The 20,832-nt window shown below is 52.7% G+C and carries 17 protein-coding genes and 1 pseudogene; 6 read left to right on the forward strand and 12 right to left on the reverse strand.

Annotated elements, in window-relative coordinates; genetic code table 11:
* On the reverse strand, positions 1 to 120 hold a 120-nt coding region (locus ACK4IR_RS08910), incomplete at its 3' end, for a helix-turn-helix domain-containing protein (RefSeq protein WP_409874055.1).
* A gap of 308 nt (positions 121 to 428) precedes the next feature.
* Between ACK4IR_RS08910 and ychF the strand changes: the two genes are divergently transcribed.
* Positions 429 to 1,520, forward strand: a complete 1,092-nt coding sequence (ychF, locus tag ACK4IR_RS08915) for a redox-regulated ATPase YchF (RefSeq protein ID WP_409874017.1) — start codon at positions 429 to 431, stop codon at positions 1,518 to 1,520.
* Between the two features lie 25 nt (positions 1,521 to 1,545).
* Here ychF and ACK4IR_RS08920 read toward each other — a convergent pair whose 3' ends face one another.
* From ACK4IR_RS08920 to rodA, 4 genes are all read right to left on the reverse strand, one after another.
* Positions 1,546 to 2,007 carry a diacylglycerol kinase family protein gene (locus tag ACK4IR_RS08920; protein WP_409874018.1) on the reverse strand — a complete coding sequence of 154 codons (462 nt, stop codon included), beginning with the start codon at positions 2,005 to 2,007 and terminating at the stop codon, positions 1,546 to 1,548.
* A 242-nt stretch (positions 2,008 to 2,249) separates the two neighbouring features.
* Positions 2,250 to 2,741 carry an rRNA maturation RNase YbeY gene (ybeY, locus tag ACK4IR_RS08925; protein ID WP_409874019.1) on the reverse strand — a complete coding sequence of 164 codons (492 nt, stop codon included), beginning with the start codon at positions 2,739 to 2,741 and terminating at the stop codon, positions 2,250 to 2,252.
* 19 nt (positions 2,742 to 2,760) lie between these two features.
* Positions 2,761 to 2,928 carry a DUF3285 domain-containing protein gene (locus ACK4IR_RS08930; protein ID WP_409874020.1) on the reverse strand — a complete coding sequence of 56 codons (168 nt, stop codon included), beginning with the start codon at positions 2,926 to 2,928 and terminating at the stop codon, positions 2,761 to 2,763.
* Positions 2,929 to 2,982: 54 nt separating this feature from the next.
* Positions 2,983 to 4,257, reverse strand: coding sequence for a rod shape-determining protein RodA (gene rodA, locus ACK4IR_RS08935; RefSeq protein WP_409874021.1), 1,275 nt, complete (start codon positions 4,255 to 4,257; stop codon positions 2,983 to 2,985).
* 210 nt (positions 4,258 to 4,467) lie between these two features.
* Between rodA and ACK4IR_RS08940 the strand changes: the two genes are divergently transcribed.
* Entirely contained in the window at positions 4,468 to 5,349 is an 882-nt protein-coding gene (locus ACK4IR_RS08940; RefSeq protein ID WP_409874022.1) for a 3'(2'),5'-bisphosphate nucleotidase CysQ, read from the forward strand.
* 19 nt (positions 5,350 to 5,368) lie between these two features.
* On the opposite strand, the gene ACK4IR_RS08945 is transcribed toward ACK4IR_RS08940, so the two are convergent.
* From ACK4IR_RS08945 to rseP, 5 genes and pseudogenes are all read right to left on the reverse strand, one after another.
* Positions 5,369 to 6,694 carry a hypothetical protein gene (locus tag ACK4IR_RS08945; protein ID WP_409874023.1) on the reverse strand — a complete coding sequence of 442 codons (1,326 nt, stop codon included), beginning with the start codon at positions 6,692 to 6,694 and terminating at the stop codon, positions 5,369 to 5,371.
* A 63-nt stretch (positions 6,695 to 6,757) separates the two neighbouring features.
* The gene (gene gloB, locus ACK4IR_RS08950) at positions 6,758 to 7,516 is read right to left on the reverse strand and encodes a hydroxyacylglutathione hydrolase (RefSeq protein WP_409874056.1); all 759 of its coding nucleotides are present in this window, start codon (positions 7,514 to 7,516) and stop codon (positions 6,758 to 6,760) included.
* A pseudogene (locus ACK4IR_RS08955) lies at positions 7,510 to 8,152 on the reverse strand (Uma2 family endonuclease). The gene gloB and the pseudogene ACK4IR_RS08955 overlap by 7 nt, the downstream one beginning before the upstream one ends.
* Before the next feature lie 10 nt (positions 8,153 to 8,162).
* On the reverse strand, positions 8,163 to 8,831 hold the full coding sequence (gene nth / locus ACK4IR_RS08960; protein WP_409874024.1) for an endonuclease III: 669 nt from the start codon (positions 8,829 to 8,831) through the stop codon (positions 8,163 to 8,165).
* An 8-nt stretch (positions 8,832 to 8,839) separates the two neighbouring features.
* Positions 8,840 to 9,946: an RIP metalloprotease RseP gene (gene rseP / locus ACK4IR_RS08965; protein WP_409874025.1), complete on the reverse strand. Its 1,107-nt coding sequence runs from the start codon at positions 9,944 to 9,946 to the stop codon at positions 8,840 to 8,842.
* A 235-nt stretch (positions 9,947 to 10,181) separates the two neighbouring features.
* Between rseP and accD the strand changes: the two genes are divergently transcribed.
* From accD to ACK4IR_RS08985, 4 genes are all read left to right on the forward strand, one after another.
* Entirely contained in the window at positions 10,182 to 11,105 is a 924-nt protein-coding gene (gene accD, locus ACK4IR_RS08970; protein ID WP_409874026.1) for an acetyl-CoA carboxylase, carboxyltransferase subunit beta, read from the forward strand.
* A 128-nt stretch (positions 11,106 to 11,233) separates the two neighbouring features.
* A complete protein-coding gene (locus ACK4IR_RS08975) occupies positions 11,234 to 13,093 on the forward strand; it encodes a serine/threonine phosphatase (RefSeq protein ID WP_409874027.1) in 1,860 nt (619 codons plus the stop codon).
* Positions 13,094 to 13,370: 277 nt separating this feature from the next.
* Positions 13,371 to 14,639, forward strand: coding sequence for a CHAT domain-containing protein (locus ACK4IR_RS08980; RefSeq protein ID WP_409874028.1), 1,269 nt, complete (start codon positions 13,371 to 13,373; stop codon positions 14,637 to 14,639).
* Positions 14,640 to 14,755: 116 nt separating this feature from the next.
* Entirely contained in the window at positions 14,756 to 18,361 is a 3,606-nt protein-coding gene (locus ACK4IR_RS08985; protein ID WP_409874029.1) for a CHAT domain-containing protein, read from the forward strand.
* Between the two features lie 7 nt (positions 18,362 to 18,368).
* Here the strand turns inward: ACK4IR_RS08985 and hemC are convergent, their stop codons facing one another.
* Together hemC and ACK4IR_RS08995 are read right to left on the reverse strand one after the other, a co-directional pair.
* Positions 18,369 to 19,331 (reverse strand): hydroxymethylbilane synthase, encoded by a 963-nt coding sequence (gene hemC, locus ACK4IR_RS08990; RefSeq protein WP_409874030.1) that lies wholly within the window; start codon positions 19,329 to 19,331, stop codon positions 18,369 to 18,371.
* Between the two features lie 71 nt (positions 19,332 to 19,402).
* A complete protein-coding gene (locus ACK4IR_RS08995; RefSeq protein ID WP_409874031.1) occupies positions 19,403 to 20,737 on the reverse strand; it encodes a TIGR03279 family radical SAM protein in 1,335 nt (444 codons plus the stop codon).
* Positions 20,738 to 20,832: the final 95 nt, after the last annotated feature.

Raw genomic sequence — 20,832 nt, forward strand, 5'->3', positions numbered from 1 at the left:
CTCTAAACAAACATCTAAACCCCAGTTATAGGCATGTCTCGCTACTCCTGCGTGCTTAGCCGCTAAAGTGGCTTGCTTATTATTAAGCCTGAGACGGGTCTTAAAGCTGACGAGCGGCATTTTTCAACTCCTGCACTAACTGCTTATTTTTGTGGCTTCTCGAAACACACCCTTTAATTTCGCTACTTGAAAAATTGATAGTTTGCTCAGACCATACACCATAAAAGTATAAGCTTGTGTAATTTTGGTTAATTTATCGGTTACTGCTGTTACCCCATGAGTGTGCGTTTACCCTCTGATAGGTGCACTTGTAGTTGCCCATGGCTGGAATTTCTGATAAGTTGAGGTGTTATTGAAAATTAGCACTCCCATTTTTGTGTGTAATGTTTGGGAAAAATCTTCCCTTAAGAATGAGGTTGTAGGGTCTGATGCTACGCGCGGGAATCGTCGGCCTACCGAATGTGGGCAAATCAACGCTGTTTAATGCCCTTGTGGCCAATGCCAAGGCCGAAGCAGCGAATTTTCCTTTCTGTACGATTGAACCCAATGTCGGTGTAGTGGCAGTCCCCGATGAACGGCTCGAGGTACTGGCCAAAATTTCCCAATCAGCGCAGATCGTGCCGACGCGGGTGGAGTTCGTGGATATTGCGGGTTTGGTGAAGGGAGCTAGCAAAGGGGAAGGATTGGGTAACCAGTTCTTGGCGAATATTCGCGAAGTGGATGCCATTGTGCACGTGGTGCGCTGCTTTGAAGATGAGGATATTGTCCACGTGGCAGGGCGGGTAAATCCCGTTGAGGATATTGCGGTCATTAATTTAGAGTTGGCGCTGGCGGATTTAGCGCAAATAGAAAAGCGCATTGAACGTACCCGCAAGGCGGCGCGATCGCAAAAAGAGGCGCAGATTGAACTTGCGGCTTTAGAAAAGCTCCTGGGGGTACTCAACGAAGGGCGGCCGACCCGCCTGTGTTCCCTCACGGAGGAGGAAAAAGCGGCAATTCGTTCTCTGGGACTGCTGACCCGTAAGCCTGTGATCTATGCTGCCAACGTGGCCGAAGAGGATCTGGTCGCCGGGAATCAATGGACGGCAGCGGTGCAGGAGATTGCCCAGCAGGAGGGAGCAGAGGTGGTGGTCGTCTCTGCCCAAGTAGAGGCAGAATTAGCGGAGTTGCCCGAAGGCGATCGCGCCGAGTACCTTGCCAGTCTTGGGGTCGCTGAAGGGGGTCTGCGATCGCTAATTCGCTCCACGTACAAACTCCTTGGCCTGCAAACCTTTTTTACCACCGGTCCTAAGGAAACCCGCGCGTGGACGATTCCCATCGGTACCAAAGCGCCCCAAGCGGCGGGCGTCATTCACAGTGACTTTGAGCGGGGCTTCATTCGCGCCGAAACCGTCAGCTATGAGGATTTGGTGGCTTGCCAGTCCATGGCCGTTGCCAAGGAGAAAGGCTTGGTGCGCAGTGAGGGCAAAGATTATGTGGTGCAGGAGGGGGATGTGATGCTCTTTCGCTTTAATGTTTAGCCATTTCCCCTGATTTCAGGGCAACCTAGAGTAACGTTCCCACAATGGGATCAACCAAGGGGGGCACAATCAAGGCCACTGCCACCCCCACTGCGGCGATCGCGCTCAAGAGAACTGCACCGGCGGCACAATCTTTGGCAATGCGGGCAAGCTCGTGGTATTCCTGACCCACGGTGAGATCCACCACCGCCTCCAGAGCCGTATTGACCAACTCCAACCCCATGACCAAACCAATTGTGAGGACAATCACCGCCACTTCAACGGCGGGGAGCTTTAGGAGGCCGCTGAGGGCGATCGCGCTCAGACCCATGGCCGTGTGAATCCGAAAATTGCGCTGCGTTTGAAAGGCATAGACCACCCCCGCCCAGGCATAACGGAAACTATTCAGCAGCGAGGACGCCACCCGGTAGGCACGCCGCCGTGGTAAGCCGCTTACCTCTAGTTTGTCTATTTTGTCTGCGGAGGTCACCAGCAGTTTTTGTATCATAAAAGACTATCCGTCTCCCCCACTGATGATCAATTGGGTTCGGCAGTCGTGAGGAAGATTCCTGCGGTTGAGCTGTGGCTTATTCGGCAAGGGGACTATTCGGTTCGGCAACATCATAAAAATCTTTGGGAACGTTTTCAGGGTATTGGCTAAATTACCGCCTCCCATTTAAGCATAGGTTTCCCAAAATCATGCCCAAGGCGCTCAACCTTTAGAGAAGAATAGGGAAAGAAGCATCAAACCTATTCAAGACCTAGCGGCATCTTTGGGGGAGTTAACCCCACCGCCTTCAAACAGCGCGCCTGCTGAGTGAGCATTTGCCACAGTTGCCCTTCGTCGGGATGATCCCAGCCTAGGAGGTGGAGTAGGCCATGGCAGGCCAGCCAAGTGATCTCTGTGGATAGGGAATGCCCTGCTTCCATGGCTTGCCGACGGGCTGTGTCGCCAGAAATAATGATGTCGCCAAGGTATTCAGGTTCCTCTAGGGGCAGCGGGAGGGCGTCATCGCGGGTGGCAAAGGCAAGTACATCCGTAGGGGTGTCGCGATCGCGATAGCGGGAATTAAGGGCTTGAATTTCGGCATCCGTCGTCAACCGCAGGGTGACCTCATAGGCTTTACCTTGGTTTGGTTCAACCATGGCAATCCATGTGCGAAACCAAGCTTGCCAAGGGAGGGCTGACACCTCAGCGCTCAGGGAGAGATCGTGAAGTTCTAGATAGACGGTAACCGTCATTCGTTTTTCTTCGTTCTCACTAACGGGTGAGGTAGGACAAGCCCACCAACAACGCCAACAGACCGATACTCGTGAGAGCAAAATGGGTCAGGGATTTGCCCCCCTTGCGCACCATGTTCCGCATGGCCAATTTGACATAACTGGGTTGCTCGGCAGGGGAGGACGTGGGTTCTGGGGAGTCACTCATGGGATTTCACTGTTATTGGCAATCTTCATGAATTTTAACAAAGGGTGCTTGACTTCAGTAGCGCGATCGCGGGCGATGATTAGCCACCGACTGCACCAGCCCCAAGCCAATATAGGTCGCCAAAAGAGCAGAGCGGCCGTAGCTGAGGAAGGGCAAGGGAATTCCCGTCACCGGGAATAGGTTCATGGTCATCCCGATATTGACCACCGCTTGGAACATCAACATGGCAAAAAGACCGATCGCCAGCAGTGAGCCAAAATCATCACGGGCACTATTGGCAATTTGCAGAAGCCGCAAACCAATCAACCAAAACAGCCCTAAAACCAGCAACCCACCCAAAAAGCCTAATTCCTCACCGATGGCCGAAAAAATAAAGTCGGTGTGCTGCTCAGGAATAAACCCCAATTGGGTCTGTGTACCGTGAAACAGCCCTCGTCCCCACAGTCCACCCGCGCCAATGGCAATGCGGGATTGGATCAGGTGGTAGCCTGCCCCCAAGGGATCTTTGTCGGGGTCTAAGAACATCAAGAGGCGGTCTTTTTGGTAGTCCTTGAGAACGCTCCACAGCAATTGCCCCAGACCTGCCCCCGAAAGATTGAGAACAATGCCGCCGATCGCCCCCATCCATCCTAGGGGAAGGTTTTGCCATGCCACAACCCCCATTGCTAATGTCCACAGGAACCAGAGCACCAGATTCAGTTCATAGGGCAGGGGTAGGGCAAAGAGAATGGCTGCCACTAGGGGGGAGAGCATCAGCACAATCCAGCCCAAACGGGCATTTCCCCAGTAGAGCATTCCCAAGGTGATGGCACCAAAGACAAGGGAGGTGCCTAAATCGGGTTCCGATAAAATCAATCCCAAGGGCAAGATCGTTGCCGCAAACACCCGCAGAATCCCACTGAGGCCATTGGCAGGAACTCGCTGGAGGAGAGCAGCTTGGGTGAGGATGATCGAGATTTTGGCGAATTCTGAAGGCTGTAGATTAAACCCGGCAATGGGCAGCCAACTTTGGGCACCGTTGGCCTCAACCCCAAATAAGCTTACAGCCAGTAGGAGGGCACAACTGAGGCCATAGACCCACCAGTGCACTGAGATAAAGACCCCTGTCGGCACCCGTGCGAGTAGAAACAGCAAAATTATCCCAAGCCCAGCGATCGCCAGATGTTGGAAGCCATCCTTTTCACCAATATGCAGTTCGGCACTGTGAATGGCCACTGCTCCTATTAACGTCAGGAGCCAGACGGCGCCAAGAAGAATCCAATCCATCCCCCGCCAAGGGTAGAGCCAAGCCAAGCGGCGGCGTTGCCATCCTCGCGTGATCCAAAACATGGTCCACCATCCTTTCCTTGCCCAAGGCTGCCACAGTGAAGGCCAGATCAGAGTTTCCATTCTAGCCTGCGTAGGTTTCCGCACCGGTAGCCAACCGACTGCGATCCTGCCCCACCCCTCCTGCCATAGGGCATACTGAGGATGGCGAACGCCACGAAGCGGTAATGAACTAACGGCAAACTCTAAAGAACCTAGACGGCTAGACCTCAAATGATGACTGCTCCTCCCTTGACGGCCGGCCAAATTCGGCAGATCAATTATCTCCTGCGGCAAGCAGGGCAGCGGGCACGCCAACTAGCCCAGCAACCCTTTGATGTCATTGAAAAGGGACGCCAAGACTTTGCCACCAGTATTGATCGCTTTTTGGATCGCCTGCTGAGTCAAAAATTTCGCGACTGGTTTCCTGAAGATGGCATCATCAGCGAAGAAAATGTCGACTCCCAAGCGGTGTTTCAAGAACCGAAAAATCGCTACTGGCTGATTGATCCCCTCGATGGTACTGACGATCTAATTCACCATCGCCAAGGCTATGCCCTGATGGTGGGTTTGCTGGAGCACTACACTCCAGTGGCGGGTTGGATCTATGCTCCCAATTCAGATCACCTCTACTACGGCGGTAAAGACTGGGGACTCTTTCAGATGAGCAGTGGCGGGCCACCTGTTCCCCTGTTACCTGTTTGTCCACCCTCTCCCCATGAAGACCATTGCCCGATCATGATTGGCTATCGCGACTACCGCACCTACGGCGATGCGATTCATCGGCTGTTGCCCCAAGTGGAATTTCGCTTTTTGGGCAGTTTTGGCCTCAAGGTAATTGAGGTGATTTTGGGACGGGCGGGACTCTACCTTTACTTAAATCAGCGGGTCAAGCTCTGGGACACCACAGCCCCCTTAGCGTTGGCAACAGCAGCCGGTTTGGTGTGCACCGACTTGCAGGGAAATCCACTACGCTTTGATGCCACCGGCCTACAGGGACAGACACTTGCCCATCAGCAACCAATTCTCATTGGCTGGCCAGAGTATGTTACCGCCTTGCGATCGCCCCTCGTAGAAGCAATTACGGCGGTTCACCCCGCCTTTGGCGCCGGTTAGATATGCGGTTGGGAGGTCTCTAGGGGTGCCATCCCCCCTGCCACTGCTGCCAGAGCCAACGACCGAAACGAATCAGGTGTTCTTCAATCCAGAGAAACAGGCGATCGCACCACAGCAGCAGCCGTTCAAACCAGTGGAGTTCATAGCCAATCAAGGCAGCATCCACATCGAGAATCAACTGCTCTGGGTTCGGATGGACACTGATGGCCGCAGTTTCTGATTGTGATGAATGAGCGAATGGCGCCGACGCGCTCCCTAAACTCAGGAGGGTCTCCACTGGAGAAAAGACTGGTAGAGGATCCGTGGCCGCCAACAGAGGCGAATTCACGGCTGTCAGTACCGGGGGCTGGAATCCCCCTAGCCAGTAGGAGAGTTGACTCAGCCAGTCTGGGAAGGGCAGCTTGCGGGGGTCGAGATGGCGTTCAATCCAAGCCAGAACTTGCGCCTGTTGGGCAGGACTGAGGGTGTAAAGGATGGTGTTATCAGTGCCAATGAGCACGATCTGCTGCGTTTCTAGGAGAGTCGCAATCCCTTGCACCTGCACTTGGGAAAGCGTGTTCTTGCGACCAAAGGAGAAGCGCGATCGCCACCAGCGGAGGACAGCGGCTAAGGGAGACACGGGAGGCAAGGCTAAATCCCCCTCACCGGTTCCTGTTAATTCGAGTTGTCCTAGAAAAGTTGCCACCAAACAGGGCTGCAGGTTAGAGCCTGCTTTTAGGGATCGCTTCTGCCAGCCCCAAAGCCAATGATGCCGCCGCCGATACCACTGCCGAAAGTGCTGATAGTAACAGGCTAGGGCGTAGGCAATGCGTTGCTCAATTTGCTGCTGTTCTGGGGGGGTGAAAACTTTTAAGGGACGGGCAGCTTCATCCACCAGCAATAGGGATTTTGCAGCGCGATCGCAGGCAAGGTAAAAGGGTTGCCGCTGGGCTAAGGAGGCGTCCATGGGGGGCAACGTCTTGGACTGGGGTTGAAACCCCCGTTGTAAAGGCGCAATCCAGCGCTGCCACCAGGGCAGCGGACGGGGAATGGGGGCGATCGCCACCCCCCAAGCTCCATCTTCCCCTGCTGTGAGGGAGAGGGCAGACATCACGCTTAGCAACGCCTCATCGGCAGGGGGCGCCGCCGTGGGGTTCGGTAGAAGGCGTTGCCGCATTTGGGAGAGAGTGCCCATCAGCTGTGGGAGTCCCCGCTGCCAAACCTGTGCCAGAATGGCGCCAATGAGCTGAAGCGTGCCACTGAGGGTGCTTTCAACCTGCCATTTTTGGCGCTGCCACTGTTGCTGCCAACGTTGCCATTGCCGTCGCCAAAAGCTAAAGAAGCGACTCTGATAGGAAACTGCCATTTTGGCTTTCTAGGTAGGGGAATATAACACTAGATTACCGTTGTCATGTCGCCACTGATATTTTTAATACTGATCCCGTTTACCCCGCAACCGTGTAAAGGTTTGGAGAGGTGTGGTAGCCCCCACGGCTGCTTGAATGGTGCTCACTTCACAGCGCAAAAAGGGATTCGTTGCCTTTTCAAGACCAATCGTACTGGGAATCGTACTTTTCCCTTGGGCGCGATCGCGACAAACTTGGGCATAGCGCTCTTGCAGGGCGGGATTATCGGCTTCTACGGTGAGGGCAAAGCTGAGGTTCTTTTGGGTATATTCGTGAGCGCACCAAACCCGCGTACTCTCCGGCAGCTGCCGCAGTTGATTCAAAGACGCCAGCATTTGCGCCGGCGTGCCTTCAAAGAGACGACCACAGCCACCGCCAAAGAGGGTATCGCCGCAAAATAGATCGCCCGTTTCCGGGACATAGTAGGCAATGTGACCGCAGGTATGGCCAGGGACAAACAGCACCTCAAAAGAATGTTCGCCAAAGAAAACGCGATCGCCGGCACTGAGAAAGACAGTTTGCTCTGGAATGCGGCCTTGATCTTCGCGACTGCCATAGACTTCGAGATCGGGAAAGCGCGATCGCAGGGCACGATTGGCACCCACATGATCCCAGTGGTGGTGGGTATTAAAAATCGCCGTCAGCCTTGCTCCCAATTCCCCTAATTTGGCTAGAACGGGTTCTGTCTCTGCCGGATCCACCACTGCCGCCGTCTGCGTTTGGGGATCATGGAGCAAAAAGATGTAGTTGTCCGTAAGAGCGTTGAGGCGATAAATCAGCATGGCCGTTGTTCCTGTACCCAGCGTCGCCAATTTTTTTCTGCCGCTACCTCATCCATTTTGGCCTCTGCCAAGAAGCGATAAAGGCAATCCTTGGGCACCCATGAAAATAAAGGGGGCGACGCACCCTTGATAAACTCCATCCCGCAACTGGAAAATTTGCCACTCCCGACCATTGTACCGCCACAACTCCGGTACCCTCAAGGCGGCATACAGGCAGTTTTTATCAATATCGGTGTGGGTCATGTCCACCTCGATAACCAAATCAGGGGGTGGATCAATGCTCAGATCAATCCTGCGGCCAGCCACCTGTGGTTAATGGTGGATGTAATAAGCATTATCTGGCTCTGCTCCTCGTTCTAGACTAGATCTAATCTAGATCCGATCGCCACAGAGCCGTTGAGCGCAGTGATCCAAGCTGCAGTCCTGTTTCCACAACCAGAATGGGCAAAGACCAATTAGCTCACTGGCAGACTCATGTTCTTCAAGGAAGATTATAATTTCAGGTGTTCCGCGATCAAATATCAAATGAGCAGCACGGGTTTGCGGCAGGGCATCGAGAATCTTTTGGTACTGCTGCCAAGTGAGGCCTTGGAGGGTAACACGCTGCTCGCCGGTAGTTGCGGTTCGGGTTGTCATCTGCAATCCCCTATGACTTGGGTATGAGCTTCTTGCCCGTGGCACACAAATCAATCAATTCGCAGGCTTCACACTGAGGTTGACGGGCTTGGCAAACTGCGCGGCCATGGTAAATCAAGCGAATTGACCAATTTTCCCAATCGGGCTGGGGAATCAGGCGCATTAAGTCTCGCTCAATTTTCACAGGATCCGTTTCTTGGGTCAGCCCCAGCCGCCGACTCAGCCGCTTGACATGGGTATCCACAGTGACTCCCCCCAAAATGCCGTAGCCATGGGCAAGAACCACATTGGCAGTTTTTCGAGCTACCCCCGGCAGCGACAGCAAATCTTCCATGACTTTCGGCACTTGACCCCCATAGACTTCGACAATACGGCGACAAGCACCTTGAATATGGCGGGCTTTGTTGCGATAAAAGCCGGTGGACTTAATGTACTGTTCTAGCTCGGCTAAATCCGCCGTTGCAAAGTCCTCGGCATCGCGATAGCGGGCAAACAGTGCTGGGGTGACTTGATTGACTCGTTCATCGGTACACTGAGCGGACAAAATCGTAGCCACCAAGAGTTGCAGTGGGTTGGCAAAATTGAGGCTACAGGTGGCATCAGGATAGAGGCGTTTGAGGCGGGTGAGAATTTCCAGTGCCCGTTGTTGCTTGGCACAGAGGCGACGGGTAATAGCCATAGGTGAACCTAAAAGAGTTGCTGCACCCAGCCTAAGCCCGTGAGGTTCACGGTATCGCGAACAATGAGGAACATCCCCAGTCCGAGGAGCAAAACAAGCCCCGTTTGCATGACGCCCTCTTGGATGCGATTGGGTAAGGGACGACCCCGCAGTGCTTCCACCAGCAAGAAGAGTAGTTGACCGCCGTCAAGGGCCGGGAAGGGCAGAATGTTGATAACTGCAAGGTTAATACTGATCAAAGCCGTAAAGGTAAAGAGCTGTTCAGCATTGGAGCGGGCAATGTCTGCCCCCATCGCCACGATTGCCACCGGTCCAGAGACCTGTTGAGCGGCTTGATCAAAGTGCTGGAAGAGTTCCCGAAACCCCTCTAGGGTGAGCACAATGACCCGCTGAAACTCCGCTGCTGCCGCTGTAACTAATTTAATTGGGTTTAAGGTGTGTTTACGGTGAATATCGGCATGGGGCGCCAGTTGAACGCCAATCCGGGCTTTGCCGTCTTCACTCACCTCTGGCGTCACTGTGATCTCTTTGATCTGCCCTTGCCGTTGAATCATCAGAGTTAAAGGTTGCTGCGGATGCTGCTGAATGGCTCGCATCAGGTTGGGTAAACTATTGGCATCGGCGCCCAAGGGTTGGCCATCCACGGCTAAAACCAAGTCCCCCGGCTGAACGCCCGCTTTGGTGGCCACAAGACTACTTTCGGGGACAAGGGCCGGAATCAGCACCCCCTCATAGTACGTGGCCTGACTAATGCCCATGACGCCCACTTGCACCAGCAGGAGCAAATAGGCAAAAACCAGATTGGCAATCACCCCCGCACTGATAACAATGGCGCGGTCTAGGATCGGACGGTTGCTCAGGAGATTGGGATCGTGGGCGGGAACGCCGCTATTGGGGTCATCGTCTGGGAAGCCCACATAGCCCCCTAGGGGAATCAGGCGCAGGGCGTACTCGGTCTCCTTGCCTTGAAACCTCCAGAGGATGGGGCCAAAGCCGATGGAAAAGCGGTTGACATGAATGCCTTGGCTGCGGGCAGCGATAAAGTGCCCCCACTCATGGACAAAAATCAAGATTCCCAAGATGGCGATCGCCACCACGACTGCACCCATGGACATAGATTCAACCTAGTGCTACGCTGCGAACTGTTAACTTCCTCTTATTGTGACACCGAACTTCCCCTTGGAGCAGTGATCTTCCTACAGCCCCTTGCATACTTTCCCAAACTTGTGCGATATATTGCAAAAATGCAACAAAGTGGGATGATAAGTAATTATTCTTAGTTGATGCTCCTTGGAGGGGCTCATACAAAGGCGCTATTTGAGAACTCAGCGTTAAAGGGAATTTTCTACAATGTCTTTATTTGATTGGTTTGCAAATCGCCGTAAGGAAACTGCCTTGACGCCCATGCAGCCGGAGCGGGAGATCGCCGATGGTCTCTGGACGAAGTGCGAAGCCTGTGGCGTGATGATCTACAGCAAGGATCTGCATAGCCATCAACTGGTGTGTCCAGAGTGTGGCCATCACCATCGCGTCAGCAGTAGTGAGCGCATCCAACAACTGATTGACCCCCACACTTGGCGCCCCTTAGATGAAAATTTGGTCAGTTGTGACCCCTTGCAGTTCAAGGATCGCAAGCTCTATAGCGATCGCCTGCGGGAGTATCAAGAGAAAACCGGTCTCAAAGACGCCGTCCAAACTGGTCTTGGCCAACTGGAGGGGTTACCGATTGCCCTAGGGGTGATGGACTTTGCCTTCATGGGCGGCAGCATGGGCAGTGTCGTCGGTGAAAAAATCACCCGTCTGATTGAGCGTGCCACTTGGGAGCATATTCCCCTTGTGATTGTCTGTGCCTCTGGCGGTGCCCGTATGCAGGAAGGGATGCTCAGCTTGGTACAAATGGCGAAAACTGCCGCTGCCCTTGAGCGTCATCGCAGTGCTGGCCTGCTCTATATCCCCGTTTTGACCCATCCCACTGCTGGGGGTGTGACTGCTAGCTTTGCCATGTTGGGGGATATTATCATTGCTGAGCCAAAAGCAACGATCGCCTTTGCGGGGCGGCGGGTGATTGAGCAAACGCTGCGGGAAAAACTGCCCGATGACTTCCAAACTGCTGAATTCGTTCAAAAATGCGGTTTTGTGGATGTGATTGTGCCGCGCACCCAACTGAAATCAACCTTGGCGCAGTTAATCCGTTTGCATCAACCCATGACAAGTCAAATGTCCTCAACACTGTTACCAAAATCATTCCCTTTGATGGCAATGGCTGAAGAATAGTTATAAAAAACAGGAACAAGACATAGAGAAGGGCTGTCCTAGGGCGATGGCTATACAATAGGGGGTACCCCTCCCATACCGCAAGGTGTGGTCATCGCTGTGCTGTCTTTGCTGGCTCACCTGCTCTAATGCCTACCGCTCAAACTGATCAAAACCTCAAACTTTGGTGGGGCGTCCTCTATCCTGCCTATGCTGATCACCCCATTTTGGCTGTCCCCAACTGCAACTCTGAGGGAACTGTGTTTGAGCAGGACACCAATCCTCCCAATGCCGCCGCCTTTTTTGACCCACAGCACCGCTACCAACGCTGGGATCACCGTTACGCCTGTGATTTACCCCAACTGGTGCAGGATCTACAGCCTGAGGAACCAACACTGCTAGAAGCCCTCCGCGAAACAGCTCAGGACTGGGCTCAGGGGCTAAATATTCTCGACCCCAGTGTGGTTATTCCCCATTTGCAGTCGCAATACCCCGACCTCAGTGCGGTGGCGATCGCCTACCTTGCCTTGCACCTTGTGTACCCCGAAACCATTCCAGCCATCCACGATGCGTGGCTAGATACCGTTGCCACGGGCAACTTACCGGCCAACTACTGCCACGGGGTTATTCTCGACTACACTCCCACGGCTCGCCCACTGCGGGAGGTTTGGCAAGACGACAGCATTGCCGATGAGCAAATTTTCCGGTACCTCGAGGACATGATTGACCTCTGGCAAGTCCTAGAGCCGTGGCATTGCCATTATTCCTTGCTCACAGTGAAGAACTTAGCCGTCAACCCTGACGATCAATTGCGGCTGCATCAACTGGACTTTACCTTGCCCTTAGTGGAAACCTTTGAGCAGCCCACGCCGCCCCCCAGTCTCGTTGGTGTTTGGCAAGAGTTATTTGCCCATGCGTCTAGCCGCCGTCAAGCCGTTTTCATGCCCCTCTTGGTCTCCTTGAGTACAGCTCCTCTAGAGAAAATCTCAGAAATTCAGATGTTGCTCGATTCCCTTGCCTGCACCCTGCGTAGTGAACCTCTGCCAGACTTTCAGGAGGAAGCAGGCGAAAGTACGGGTGAGTTGATTGATGAACTGCCAGACATCACCCTCTCACCAGAATCAGCAGAAGAGGATCATACCGCTATTGAGGATGCACCGACTGCCCTCTTACCGCGACAACTGGTACAAGTGGATGTTGCTGCCCACACCGATACCGGGCGCGATCGCCACCACAACGAGGATTTCTATCTCATCCATCATCGGCAGCAAATGCGCATGACCCCCAACGGTCAGCAACTGGAGGTTCAGGGAATCTATGTTCTTTGTGACGGCATGGGCGGCCACGCCGAAGGAGAAGTCGCTAGCTCCTTAGCCACGAAAACCGTTCATGACTACTTCGAGCAGACTTGGCCATGGCAGGGAGAACTCCCCAGTGCCGAGGAGGTACGCAACGCGATTTACCGTGCCAATGAGGTCATTTTTGCTGCCAATGATCAAAAAGCAAAGACAGGCAGTGGCCGCATGGGGACAACACTTGTGATGGCACTGGTACACAATTACCATCTTCGCCTTGGTCATGTCGGCGACAGTCGCATCTACCGCTTTACCAAACGCCAAGGACTGCAACAACTCACTACCGATCACGAAGTAGGCCAACGTCTCATCCAACAGGGGGTCGAACCGGAAATTGCCTATGGCCGCCCCGATGCTTACCAACTCACCCAAGCCCTTGGCCCTCGCAACAATGAGGCTATCTGCCCAGAAGTCATTGACTTAGATATCGAAGAAGATACGCTGGTTTTACTTTGCTCCGATGGGCTGTCCGATAATCGCTGCCTTGAAACCCATATTATTAGCCATGTGCTGCCGATGCTTGACTTTAGTATTCCTCTCAATCAATCCCTTCATAAACTCATTGATATGGGAAATCAAGTCAATGGCCACGATAACCTGACGGCGATCGCCCTCCGATTTAAGTTGCGTTCTGTCTTGAGTAATTTATTTTAGCTTCTTAAATTTCTTTAATATTTCACAAATTTTTGCGGAGGCTTATATGTCACTACCTCGTTTTCGTTCCTTGGTTGCCTACACTCTACTCGGTGTGGTAGGAGGTTGCTGTATTAATTTAGCATCGAGTTTAGCACCGAACCCATGGATCCAGCCGTCTGTTTCACAAACTTTTGATCCTTACCCAGCATCGAGTCCTTCTTACCCTAGCTCAACGATTAATAATTTGTTGCAACCGCCGCCCTCAGTTAGACCGCCCTCTATTGAAACCACAGATTTGCCACTTCCGATTCTCTCGACAAAAGAACTTGAAATTGCTCTAGCAAGTAACAATCCAAGCCGTGCTATTCCCCTTCTAGACCAACGCAACTGCCAAGAGATAGCCAGTTATTTTGGCCGTCGTTGTAACCAGCCAGAGCTATCCATTGAGGAGTTGCAAGCGGCTCTGAATGAAATTGCCAAGCAAACCGGTAAAAAGCCAGCCGTTGTCTATACATTGGCACGGCTTGACCAACTGGAGCTGATGGCTGTCACACCCGCAGGTCAACCTTTCCATATTCCCATACGAGGACTGAGGCGTGAGCAGCTCCTGCAAACGGCTATTGAGTTTACCAATAGTGTTCGTGATCCAAGACATGTCAATACCCGCGCCTACTTGCCAACCTCCCAACAACTCTATCAATGGTTAGTCGCACCTTTGCGGCCTCAATTGGATGCCCAAGGCATTGAAACCTTGGTTTTTGTCCTTGACAGTGGCCTGCGGAGTATCCCTTTGGCAGCACTCCATGATGGTCAAGGCTTTTTGATTGAACGCTTTAATCTGGGACTCGTGCCCAGCATGAGCTTAACGGACAGGCGCTATCGCAATATCCAACAGGCGCGAATTCTGGCGATGGGGGCATCGGAGTTTCAAGACCTGTCTCCTTTACCCGCTGTGCCCTTGGAACTAGCTCAAATTACCCAAGACTTGGGGGGTGGTACACAGTTTCTCAACGCCGACTTTACGATTGCCAATTTGCAGCGGCAGCACAATCGGGGGGTTTATCCGGTCATCCACCTTGCCACCCATGCCCAGTTTCAGCCCGGCTCCCCCAAAAACTCCTATATTGCCTTCAGTGATGGGCGGCTGAACTTATTGCAGTTGCCGAGTTTACGCCTGTATCGTCCGCAAACGGAACTGCTCACCTTGAGTGCCTGTCGCACGGCGGTGGGTGACTTGGATGCAGAATTAGGCTTTGCCGGTCTATCGGTGCAGTTGGGGGTGAAGTCGGTACTAGCTAGTCTGTGGTATGTCAGTGACGAGGGGACACTGGCTTTGATGACAGGCTTTTACCATCACTTGAACACGGCGCCCATTAAAGCAGAGGCGCTGCGACAAGCCCAATTGGCCATGGTACGAGGCGAGATTAGGGTGAAAGGGAGTGAGCTGCAAACCATTCGCGGCAGGATTCCCTTACCAGCAGGGGTTGCAAAAGGAGGAGGCGATCGCTCCCTTGATCATCCCTACTTCTGGGCGGCCTTTACGCTGGTAGGGAGTCCGTGGTAAGCAAATCCCCTTGGTTATCTTTCTTAAAATATCGGCTCTTTCCTTATTTCTGAAAGTTTGCTAGACTACGGGCAAAAAAATTAAGCAAAACATGCTCCGTTAGATTTAATGTACCCATGCTGAATAAATTAGCGCGCTGTGTTGCTAAGGCCGTTCCCTGTTGGCTTTTTGGGATGGTCGGCTTTACTTCCTCCGTTCTCACTGCTCCCGCCGTAGCCCAAATTACCCCTGCTGCCAATGCGACCGGCACCACCGTAGAAGTCGTTAACCAGCAGTTCAATATTGGCGGTGGTCGGTTGTCAGGTGATGGCCAAAATCTTTTTCACCTATTCCAGCACTTTAATATTCATCAAGGACAAACGGCTAACTTCCTCTCCTCGCCGCAGATTCGCAACATTCTTGCAGGCGTGAACGGTGGCTACGCCAGCTATGTTAACGGTGTGCTTCAAGTTACAGGCGGCAACAGCAACCTCTATCTCCTCAATCCTGCGGGTATTGTTTTTGGTCCGAATGCCCAGTTGAATCTGCCAGCAGCCTTCCATGCCTCGACGGCGCAGCGGGTTCACTTTGGCAATGGCATCTTCGATCTCAATGGCTTAAACTCTTACAGCCAGCTCAATAGCTCTCCCCTTGGCTTTGAATTTGCCAATAAAGGGATTGTGATCAACGAAGGCAATCTAAGGGTTAATAGCGGTCAATCCCTGACCTTGATGGCACATCAGGTGATTAATACGGGCACCCTTGGGGCAGCGGGGGGCACAGTGAATGTTGTGGCCGTGCCCGATGCAGGTCTAGTTCGGGTTTCCCAAGAGGGAATGCTCCTCAGTCTTGAAATTCCCCAAGAGCGATTGCCCGCTACAGGCATCATTCAGCCCGTTGATCTACCCACCTTGCTCACAGGAGGCAACGGCTATCCTGCCGTCAACAGTGTGATTCAACATCCAGATGGCACGATTCGCCTAGTTCACGATAGCACCAAGATTCCCCTCACCACGAATACGGCGGTCATTGGCGGCACCCTTGATGTGAGTCATACCACAGGTGCCGGGGGCAAAATCACCGTCGCCGGCCAAGGCAGTAATGTTGCTCTCCTAAATGCTCAACTCACTGCTGCGGGGAATACAGGAGGCGGCACTATTCTTGTTGGTGGTGACTACTTAGGGGGCACAACGGGAACGAATCGGCTAGATCGCAGCTTCAACGCTAAGAATCTTTTTGTTAATTCCGTAACCTTTCTTGACGCTAATTCCTTAGGGCAGGGCAGCGGTGGAGTTGTCATCAATTGGGCAGATAACAACAATAACTTCTATGGCCGGATTACTGCTCGCGGTGGTCCTCAAGGAGGAAACGGTGGCTTTGTTGAAGTTTCAGGTAAAAACTATCTCGATTTTCAGGGAGTTGTGGATACAACAGCACCAAAGGGTAATACTGGAATACTTCTGTTAGATCCAACGGATATTGTAATTTCAACTTTTGATTCTAATATCACCCTCACGTCTCCTTTTGAAGCAAGTCCTAGTTCTTCATCATTATCCTACTTATCTATTGGAACTCTACTATCGGCACTTGACTCAAGCAACGTTATTGTCACTACTGCTAGTAATGGCTCAGCGTCAGGCACTATTTTAATCTCTCAGAATATTTTCAGTAGCTCTCCTTATTCTTTGACTCTGATAGCAAACTATAATATTAACCTTCCTCGTATTATAAGTTTGGCTGGTGATCTTAACTTACGAGCAGGTAACTTAATTAATACGGATTTAGCTACTGGGAGTGAGTTAACGGCAAGAAACATTACCATTACAGGCAATATTTTCGATGATCAATATTTTAGTGACAATGGGCTAAAAATTTTCGGTCGAGAAGTCACAATAAATGGAGATATTGACGCCAAATCTTTGAGGATAGTAACACGCGGTAATGTTTCCATTAATGGTGATGTTAGAACAAGAGGTGACATATACATAGACTCATACGATCTGAGCGAATTCGACTCTTACGTGGATACTGTTAACACTCGAAATCTTCAAACGACGCAAGGAAATATTTTAATATCGGCTGGTAGAGTTTCTACAGGAAATTTGTTTACTGGCGGTGGCTGGGTCGGTATTATCGCCTTAGAAGACAGCTTGACAACTTCCAATATTAGTACATCAGGTGGTAAGGTTGATCTCTTTGCCCCACAGATTAATACTGGTAGTATTCAAGGGAACCCCATCTACATAGAAAGGCAGACTCTTAGATCTGGTTCAAAATTTCAAGCGTGGTCTAGAGTTATTTCTCAATATAGCGTCTCTACCACCTTTATAAGATTATTAAGTGACTTAATTGAAGGTACTGCATCTGCTGGTTCTCCTCTGGTAATTTCTCTTCGTGAACGAGAGGTCGCTGCTATATTAGAACCGAGACCTAGCATTCCAGAAACTTTATTGGAGAATCCATCATCGGAAGTTGCTCAGTCTACTCCGGTGGTTACGTCAACAGAAGTACAAGCTGCTATTGATAACAATAATCTGATGCAGGCTATCACCCTTCTAGAGCAAAAGAGTTGTGCTGATATTGCTGCTTACTTAGGGAGTGCGTGTGGTGCTAAGGAACTCTCCCTGAAAGATTCCCAAGCCATTCTAAATGAGATTAGCAAGCAAACTGGTAAGAAGCCTGCGATTACTTATACTCTCGCTCGACCTAATCAGTTGGACTTGCTTGTGGTTACCCCTGAGGGACAGCCCATTTATGCTTCCAGTCCGGTAGGCCGAGAGCAACTTCTCCAAACCGTAGAAACCTTTACCAACAGTATTCGAGATCCGCGGCTAATTAATACTCGTGCTTATTTAGCTACTGCCCAACAGCTCTATCAGTGGATGATCGCACCCTTGCGCGCTGAGCTAGATGCCCAAGGAATTGATACCCTGACCTTTGTTTTAGATGCGGGCATGCGAGCCATCCCCATAGCAGCACTTCATGATGGCAGTGGCTTTTTGGTGGAGCGCTTTAGCCTTGGACTGATGCCGAGCCTTAGTCTTGTGGATACCCGTTATCGCCCTCTTCAAGGGCAGCGTGTTCTCGCAATGGGGGGGTCTGAATTTGTTGATTTGTCTCCTCTGCCGGCAGTTCCTGTAGAGCTAGAGCAAGTGACCCAGGCTTTGGGAGGCGGCAGTAAGTTTCTCAATGAGGACTTTACACTATCCAATCTGCAACAGGAACACCGTCGCGGTGTTTATCCGGTGATTCATTTAGCAACCCATGGCGAGTTTCAACCGGGTGCTCCGCAAAACTCCTATCTGGCCTTTCAAGATCGGCGGCTGACCCTCCCAGAGTTGCGGCAGCTTCGTCTATACCGCCCCCAAACAGAACTGCTGACCTTGAGTGCCTGTCGCACAGCAGTAGGAGATTTGGATGCCGAATTAGGGTTTGCCGGCCTGTCGGTGCAGTCAGGAGCAAAGTCAGTGTTAGCAAGCTTGTGGTATGTCAGCGATGAGGGAACACTGGCACTGATGACGGAATTTTACAACCAGCTAAGTAAGGTACCGATAAAAGCAGAGGCGCTGCGACAGGCGCAATTGGCGATGTTGCGAGGAGAAGTTGCAGTCAAGGGGAATGAACTGCGAACTATTCGTGGCGGAATTCCGCTGCCCCCAGAGGTTGTGAAAGAGGGGGGCGATCGCTCCCTTGATCATCCCTACTTCTGGGCCGCCTTTACGATGATTGGCAGCCCCTGGTAGGCACAGGCTAGCGTTCAGGACGCACGGTGGCAAAAATTTCCTCCAAAATTTCTGAGGCTCCCTGTTCGCGCAGCTTCAAGGCAAGGCGCATCCCCAGTTCTTCTGCGCCGGCAGGATCACCGCTGAGACTGTCCTTGACAAGGCGCCGGCCATCGAGACTTGCCACTAGGCCTGTGAGGGTGAGTTGCTCATTCTCAATCACGGTATGCACGCCAATGGGCACTTGGCAGCCCCCTTCCAATTGCCGCAGGAAGGCTCGTTCCGCCAGACACCGTGCCGCAGTTTCTGGATGTTCGAGGGTCTTGACCAAGGCCAAGATGTCGGCATCGTCGGCGCGACATTCGATGCCCAAGGCGCCCTGACCTACGGCATAGAGGGACACGGTTGCCGGCAAGACTTGGCTAATGCGATCGCCAAACCCCAAACGCCGCAGACCGGCCACCGCCAAAATCAAGGCATCGTATTCCCCGGCATCCAACTTGGCCAGGCGGGTATTCAGGTTCCCCCGCACATCCTTGAAGGTGAGATGGGGGTAGCAGTGGCGCAGTTGAGCCAAGCGGCGCAGTGAGGACGTACCAATAACGGTGCCTTCGGGTAGGGTATCAATGGTGTGCCCTGTCCATTTTGCTCCTAACACTAGGGCATCCGCTGGGTCTTCCCGCTGGGTAATCGCCCCCAACACTAGGCCATCTGGCAACTTGGTGGGCAAGTCCTTGAGGGAATGGACGGCCAAATCGGTTTCGCCCCGCAGCATTGAAAGTTCCAGCTCTTTGGTAAAAAGCCCCTTATCGCCGATTTTTGCAAGGGCAACATCGAGGATATTGTCCCCTTGGGTGGTCATTGTCACCACTTCAAAGGCGCGATCGCCATGGCGAGCTTGCAGTTGTGCCTGTACCCATTCCGTTTGTACAAGAGCCAGTTGACTTTTGCGAGAACCGATGCGAACCGGACGGGGCGAGGGGGCAATCATAAGGTTGAATATGCAGCGGACAGCATCCAGCCATTATAGGTTGCCGCGATCCCTAGGGGCAAGATCGGGACTTAGGGGTGGGTACAGGCGGCAATAATCCCTGCTGCGCCACCGGCGACGACCTGAATAGGTACCCCGAGTGCCTCCTCCACGGTGGCTAAAGGCATATCATCGAGAAAGAGTGGCTCATCGTGCTTGAGCATGAGACTGGGCAGGAGCAGGCGATCGCCCAAGGGCTTGCCCTGCAGGTGATAGATCAAATCGTGGCCGGTCAACAGACCCGTGACCGACATCTGTTGTCCCCAATAGTCACTGGCAAGGGCATAGAGATCAAGGCGCAGATGTTCAATCTGGTTGAGGCGCGCCACCAAGGGTTGAAAGGCCTGTTCCACGGCATTGCCCACCACCCAACTGAGATGGCGCGGTTGCGGTAGTCGTTGGGGAAGTTGCTGGGCGTGCAGCTCAAACTCTTCTAAAAACAGGCGAATCGTGCCCACGCCATTGCTGAGTTGAGGATAGTCCTGATAGTGCGCAGCAGGGGGTAAAGGCCGACCGGCAATCAAGAACCATTCATCCGCCAGCCACGCAAAGGGCGTCTGCCACTGCCGTTCAAACTCCTGTTGCAGCGCCTGTATCTGTTGAATCACCGCTTGGGCATGGTCAGGCATAACGGGAATCAGCTCATCCTCAGGGGGGCGAAAGCGGGTCAGCCCCACCGGCACCACGGCCACCGAGAGCACCGTTGGCTCCTCCGGATCGTAGAACTGGGCTAGGTCTCGTAGGGTTTGCTCAAGGCACGCGCCGTCGTTAATGCCCGGGCAGACAACCACTTGGGCATGGAGTTGCAGCCGCTGCTCTTGAAACCAGCGGATCTGTTGCAGAATTTCCCCTGCGCGTGGATTTTTGAGCAGGCGTTGGCGGATAGCGGGCACGGTGGCATGGACAGAAACGTAAAGGGGAGAAAGGCGCAGGCGGGCAATGCGCTGCCACTCTGAGGGAAGCAGGTTGGTCAGGGTAATGTAGCTGCCATACAGAAAGCTCAGGCGGTAGTCGTCATCCTTGGCGTAGAGGCTTTCCCGCTTGCCGGGGGGCTGCTGATCAATAAAACAAAAGGGGCAGCGATTGTTGCACTGCATCAACCCATCAAAGAGAGCCGTGGTGAACTCCAGTCCTAAATCTTCATCAATGTCTTTTTCAATCTCAAGAACGTAGGTTTGGCCGTCTTTGCCCAACACTTCGAGGGTAAGATATTCCTCGGCACAGAGAAACCGATAGTCAATTAAATCGCGGGGGCGATCGCCATTAATGGCCACCACCGCATCACCGGGTTCAAACCCCAACTCGGCCGCAATCGAGCCGGGTTTCACCGCCGCCACCACCGCCGGGCGAAGGGCGCGATCGCTCATGGTTGATTGGGTGAAAAGAGGAAGTACAGTCCGCAAAACTTTTGTATCTTGTAGTGTACCTTAGCAAGCATAGCCCCTTCCAACTCCAAGGATTC

The organism is Thermosynechococcus sp. (assembly GCF_046299635.1).
Classification (GTDB): domain Bacteria; phylum Cyanobacteriota; class Cyanobacteriia; order Thermosynechococcales; family Thermosynechococcaceae; genus Thermosynechococcus.

Coding starts and splice junctions, on each gene's coding strand:
- ychF (WP_409874017.1), top strand. CDS start 429: ATGCTACGCGCGGGAATCGTCGGCCTACCGAATGTGGGCAAATCAACG.
- ACK4IR_RS08920 (WP_409874018.1), bottom strand. CDS start 2,007: ATGATACAAAAACTGCTGGTGACCTCCGCAGACAAAATAGACAAACTA.
- ybeY (WP_409874019.1), bottom strand. CDS start 2,741: ATGACGGTTACCGTCTATCTAGAACTTCACGATCTCTCCCTGAGCGCT.
- ACK4IR_RS08930 (WP_409874020.1), bottom strand. CDS start 2,928: ATGAGTGACTCCCCAGAACCCACGTCCTCCCCTGCCGAGCAACCCAGT.
- rodA (WP_409874021.1), bottom strand. CDS start 4,257: ATGTTTTGGATCACGCGAGGATGGCAACGCCGCCGCTTGGCTTGGCTC.
- ACK4IR_RS08940 (WP_409874022.1), top strand. CDS start 4,468: ATGATGACTGCTCCTCCCTTGACGGCCGGCCAAATTCGGCAGATCAAT.
- ACK4IR_RS08945 (WP_409874023.1), bottom strand. CDS start 6,694: ATGGCAGTTTCCTATCAGAGTCGCTTCTTTAGCTTTTGGCGACGGCAA.
- gloB (WP_409874056.1), bottom strand. CDS start 7,516: ATGCTGATTTATCGCCTCAACGCTCTTACGGACAACTACATCTTTTTG.
- nth (WP_409874024.1), bottom strand. CDS start 8,831: ATGGCTATTACCCGTCGCCTCTGTGCCAAGCAACAACGGGCACTGGAA.
- rseP (WP_409874025.1), bottom strand. CDS start 9,946: ATGTCCATGGGTGCAGTCGTGGTGGCGATCGCCATCTTGGGAATCTTG.
- accD (WP_409874026.1), top strand. CDS start 10,182: ATGTCTTTATTTGATTGGTTTGCAAATCGCCGTAAGGAAACTGCCTTG.
- ACK4IR_RS08975 (WP_409874027.1), top strand. CDS start 11,234: ATGCCTACCGCTCAAACTGATCAAAACCTCAAACTTTGGTGGGGCGTC.
- ACK4IR_RS08985 (WP_409874029.1), top strand. CDS start 14,756: ATGCTGAATAAATTAGCGCGCTGTGTTGCTAAGGCCGTTCCCTGTTGG.
- hemC (WP_409874030.1), bottom strand. CDS start 19,331: ATGATTGCCCCCTCGCCCCGTCCGGTTCGCATCGGTTCTCGCAAAAGT.
- ACK4IR_RS08995 (WP_409874031.1), bottom strand. CDS start 20,737: ATGAGCGATCGCGCCCTTCGCCCGGCGGTGGTGGCGGCGGTGAAACCC.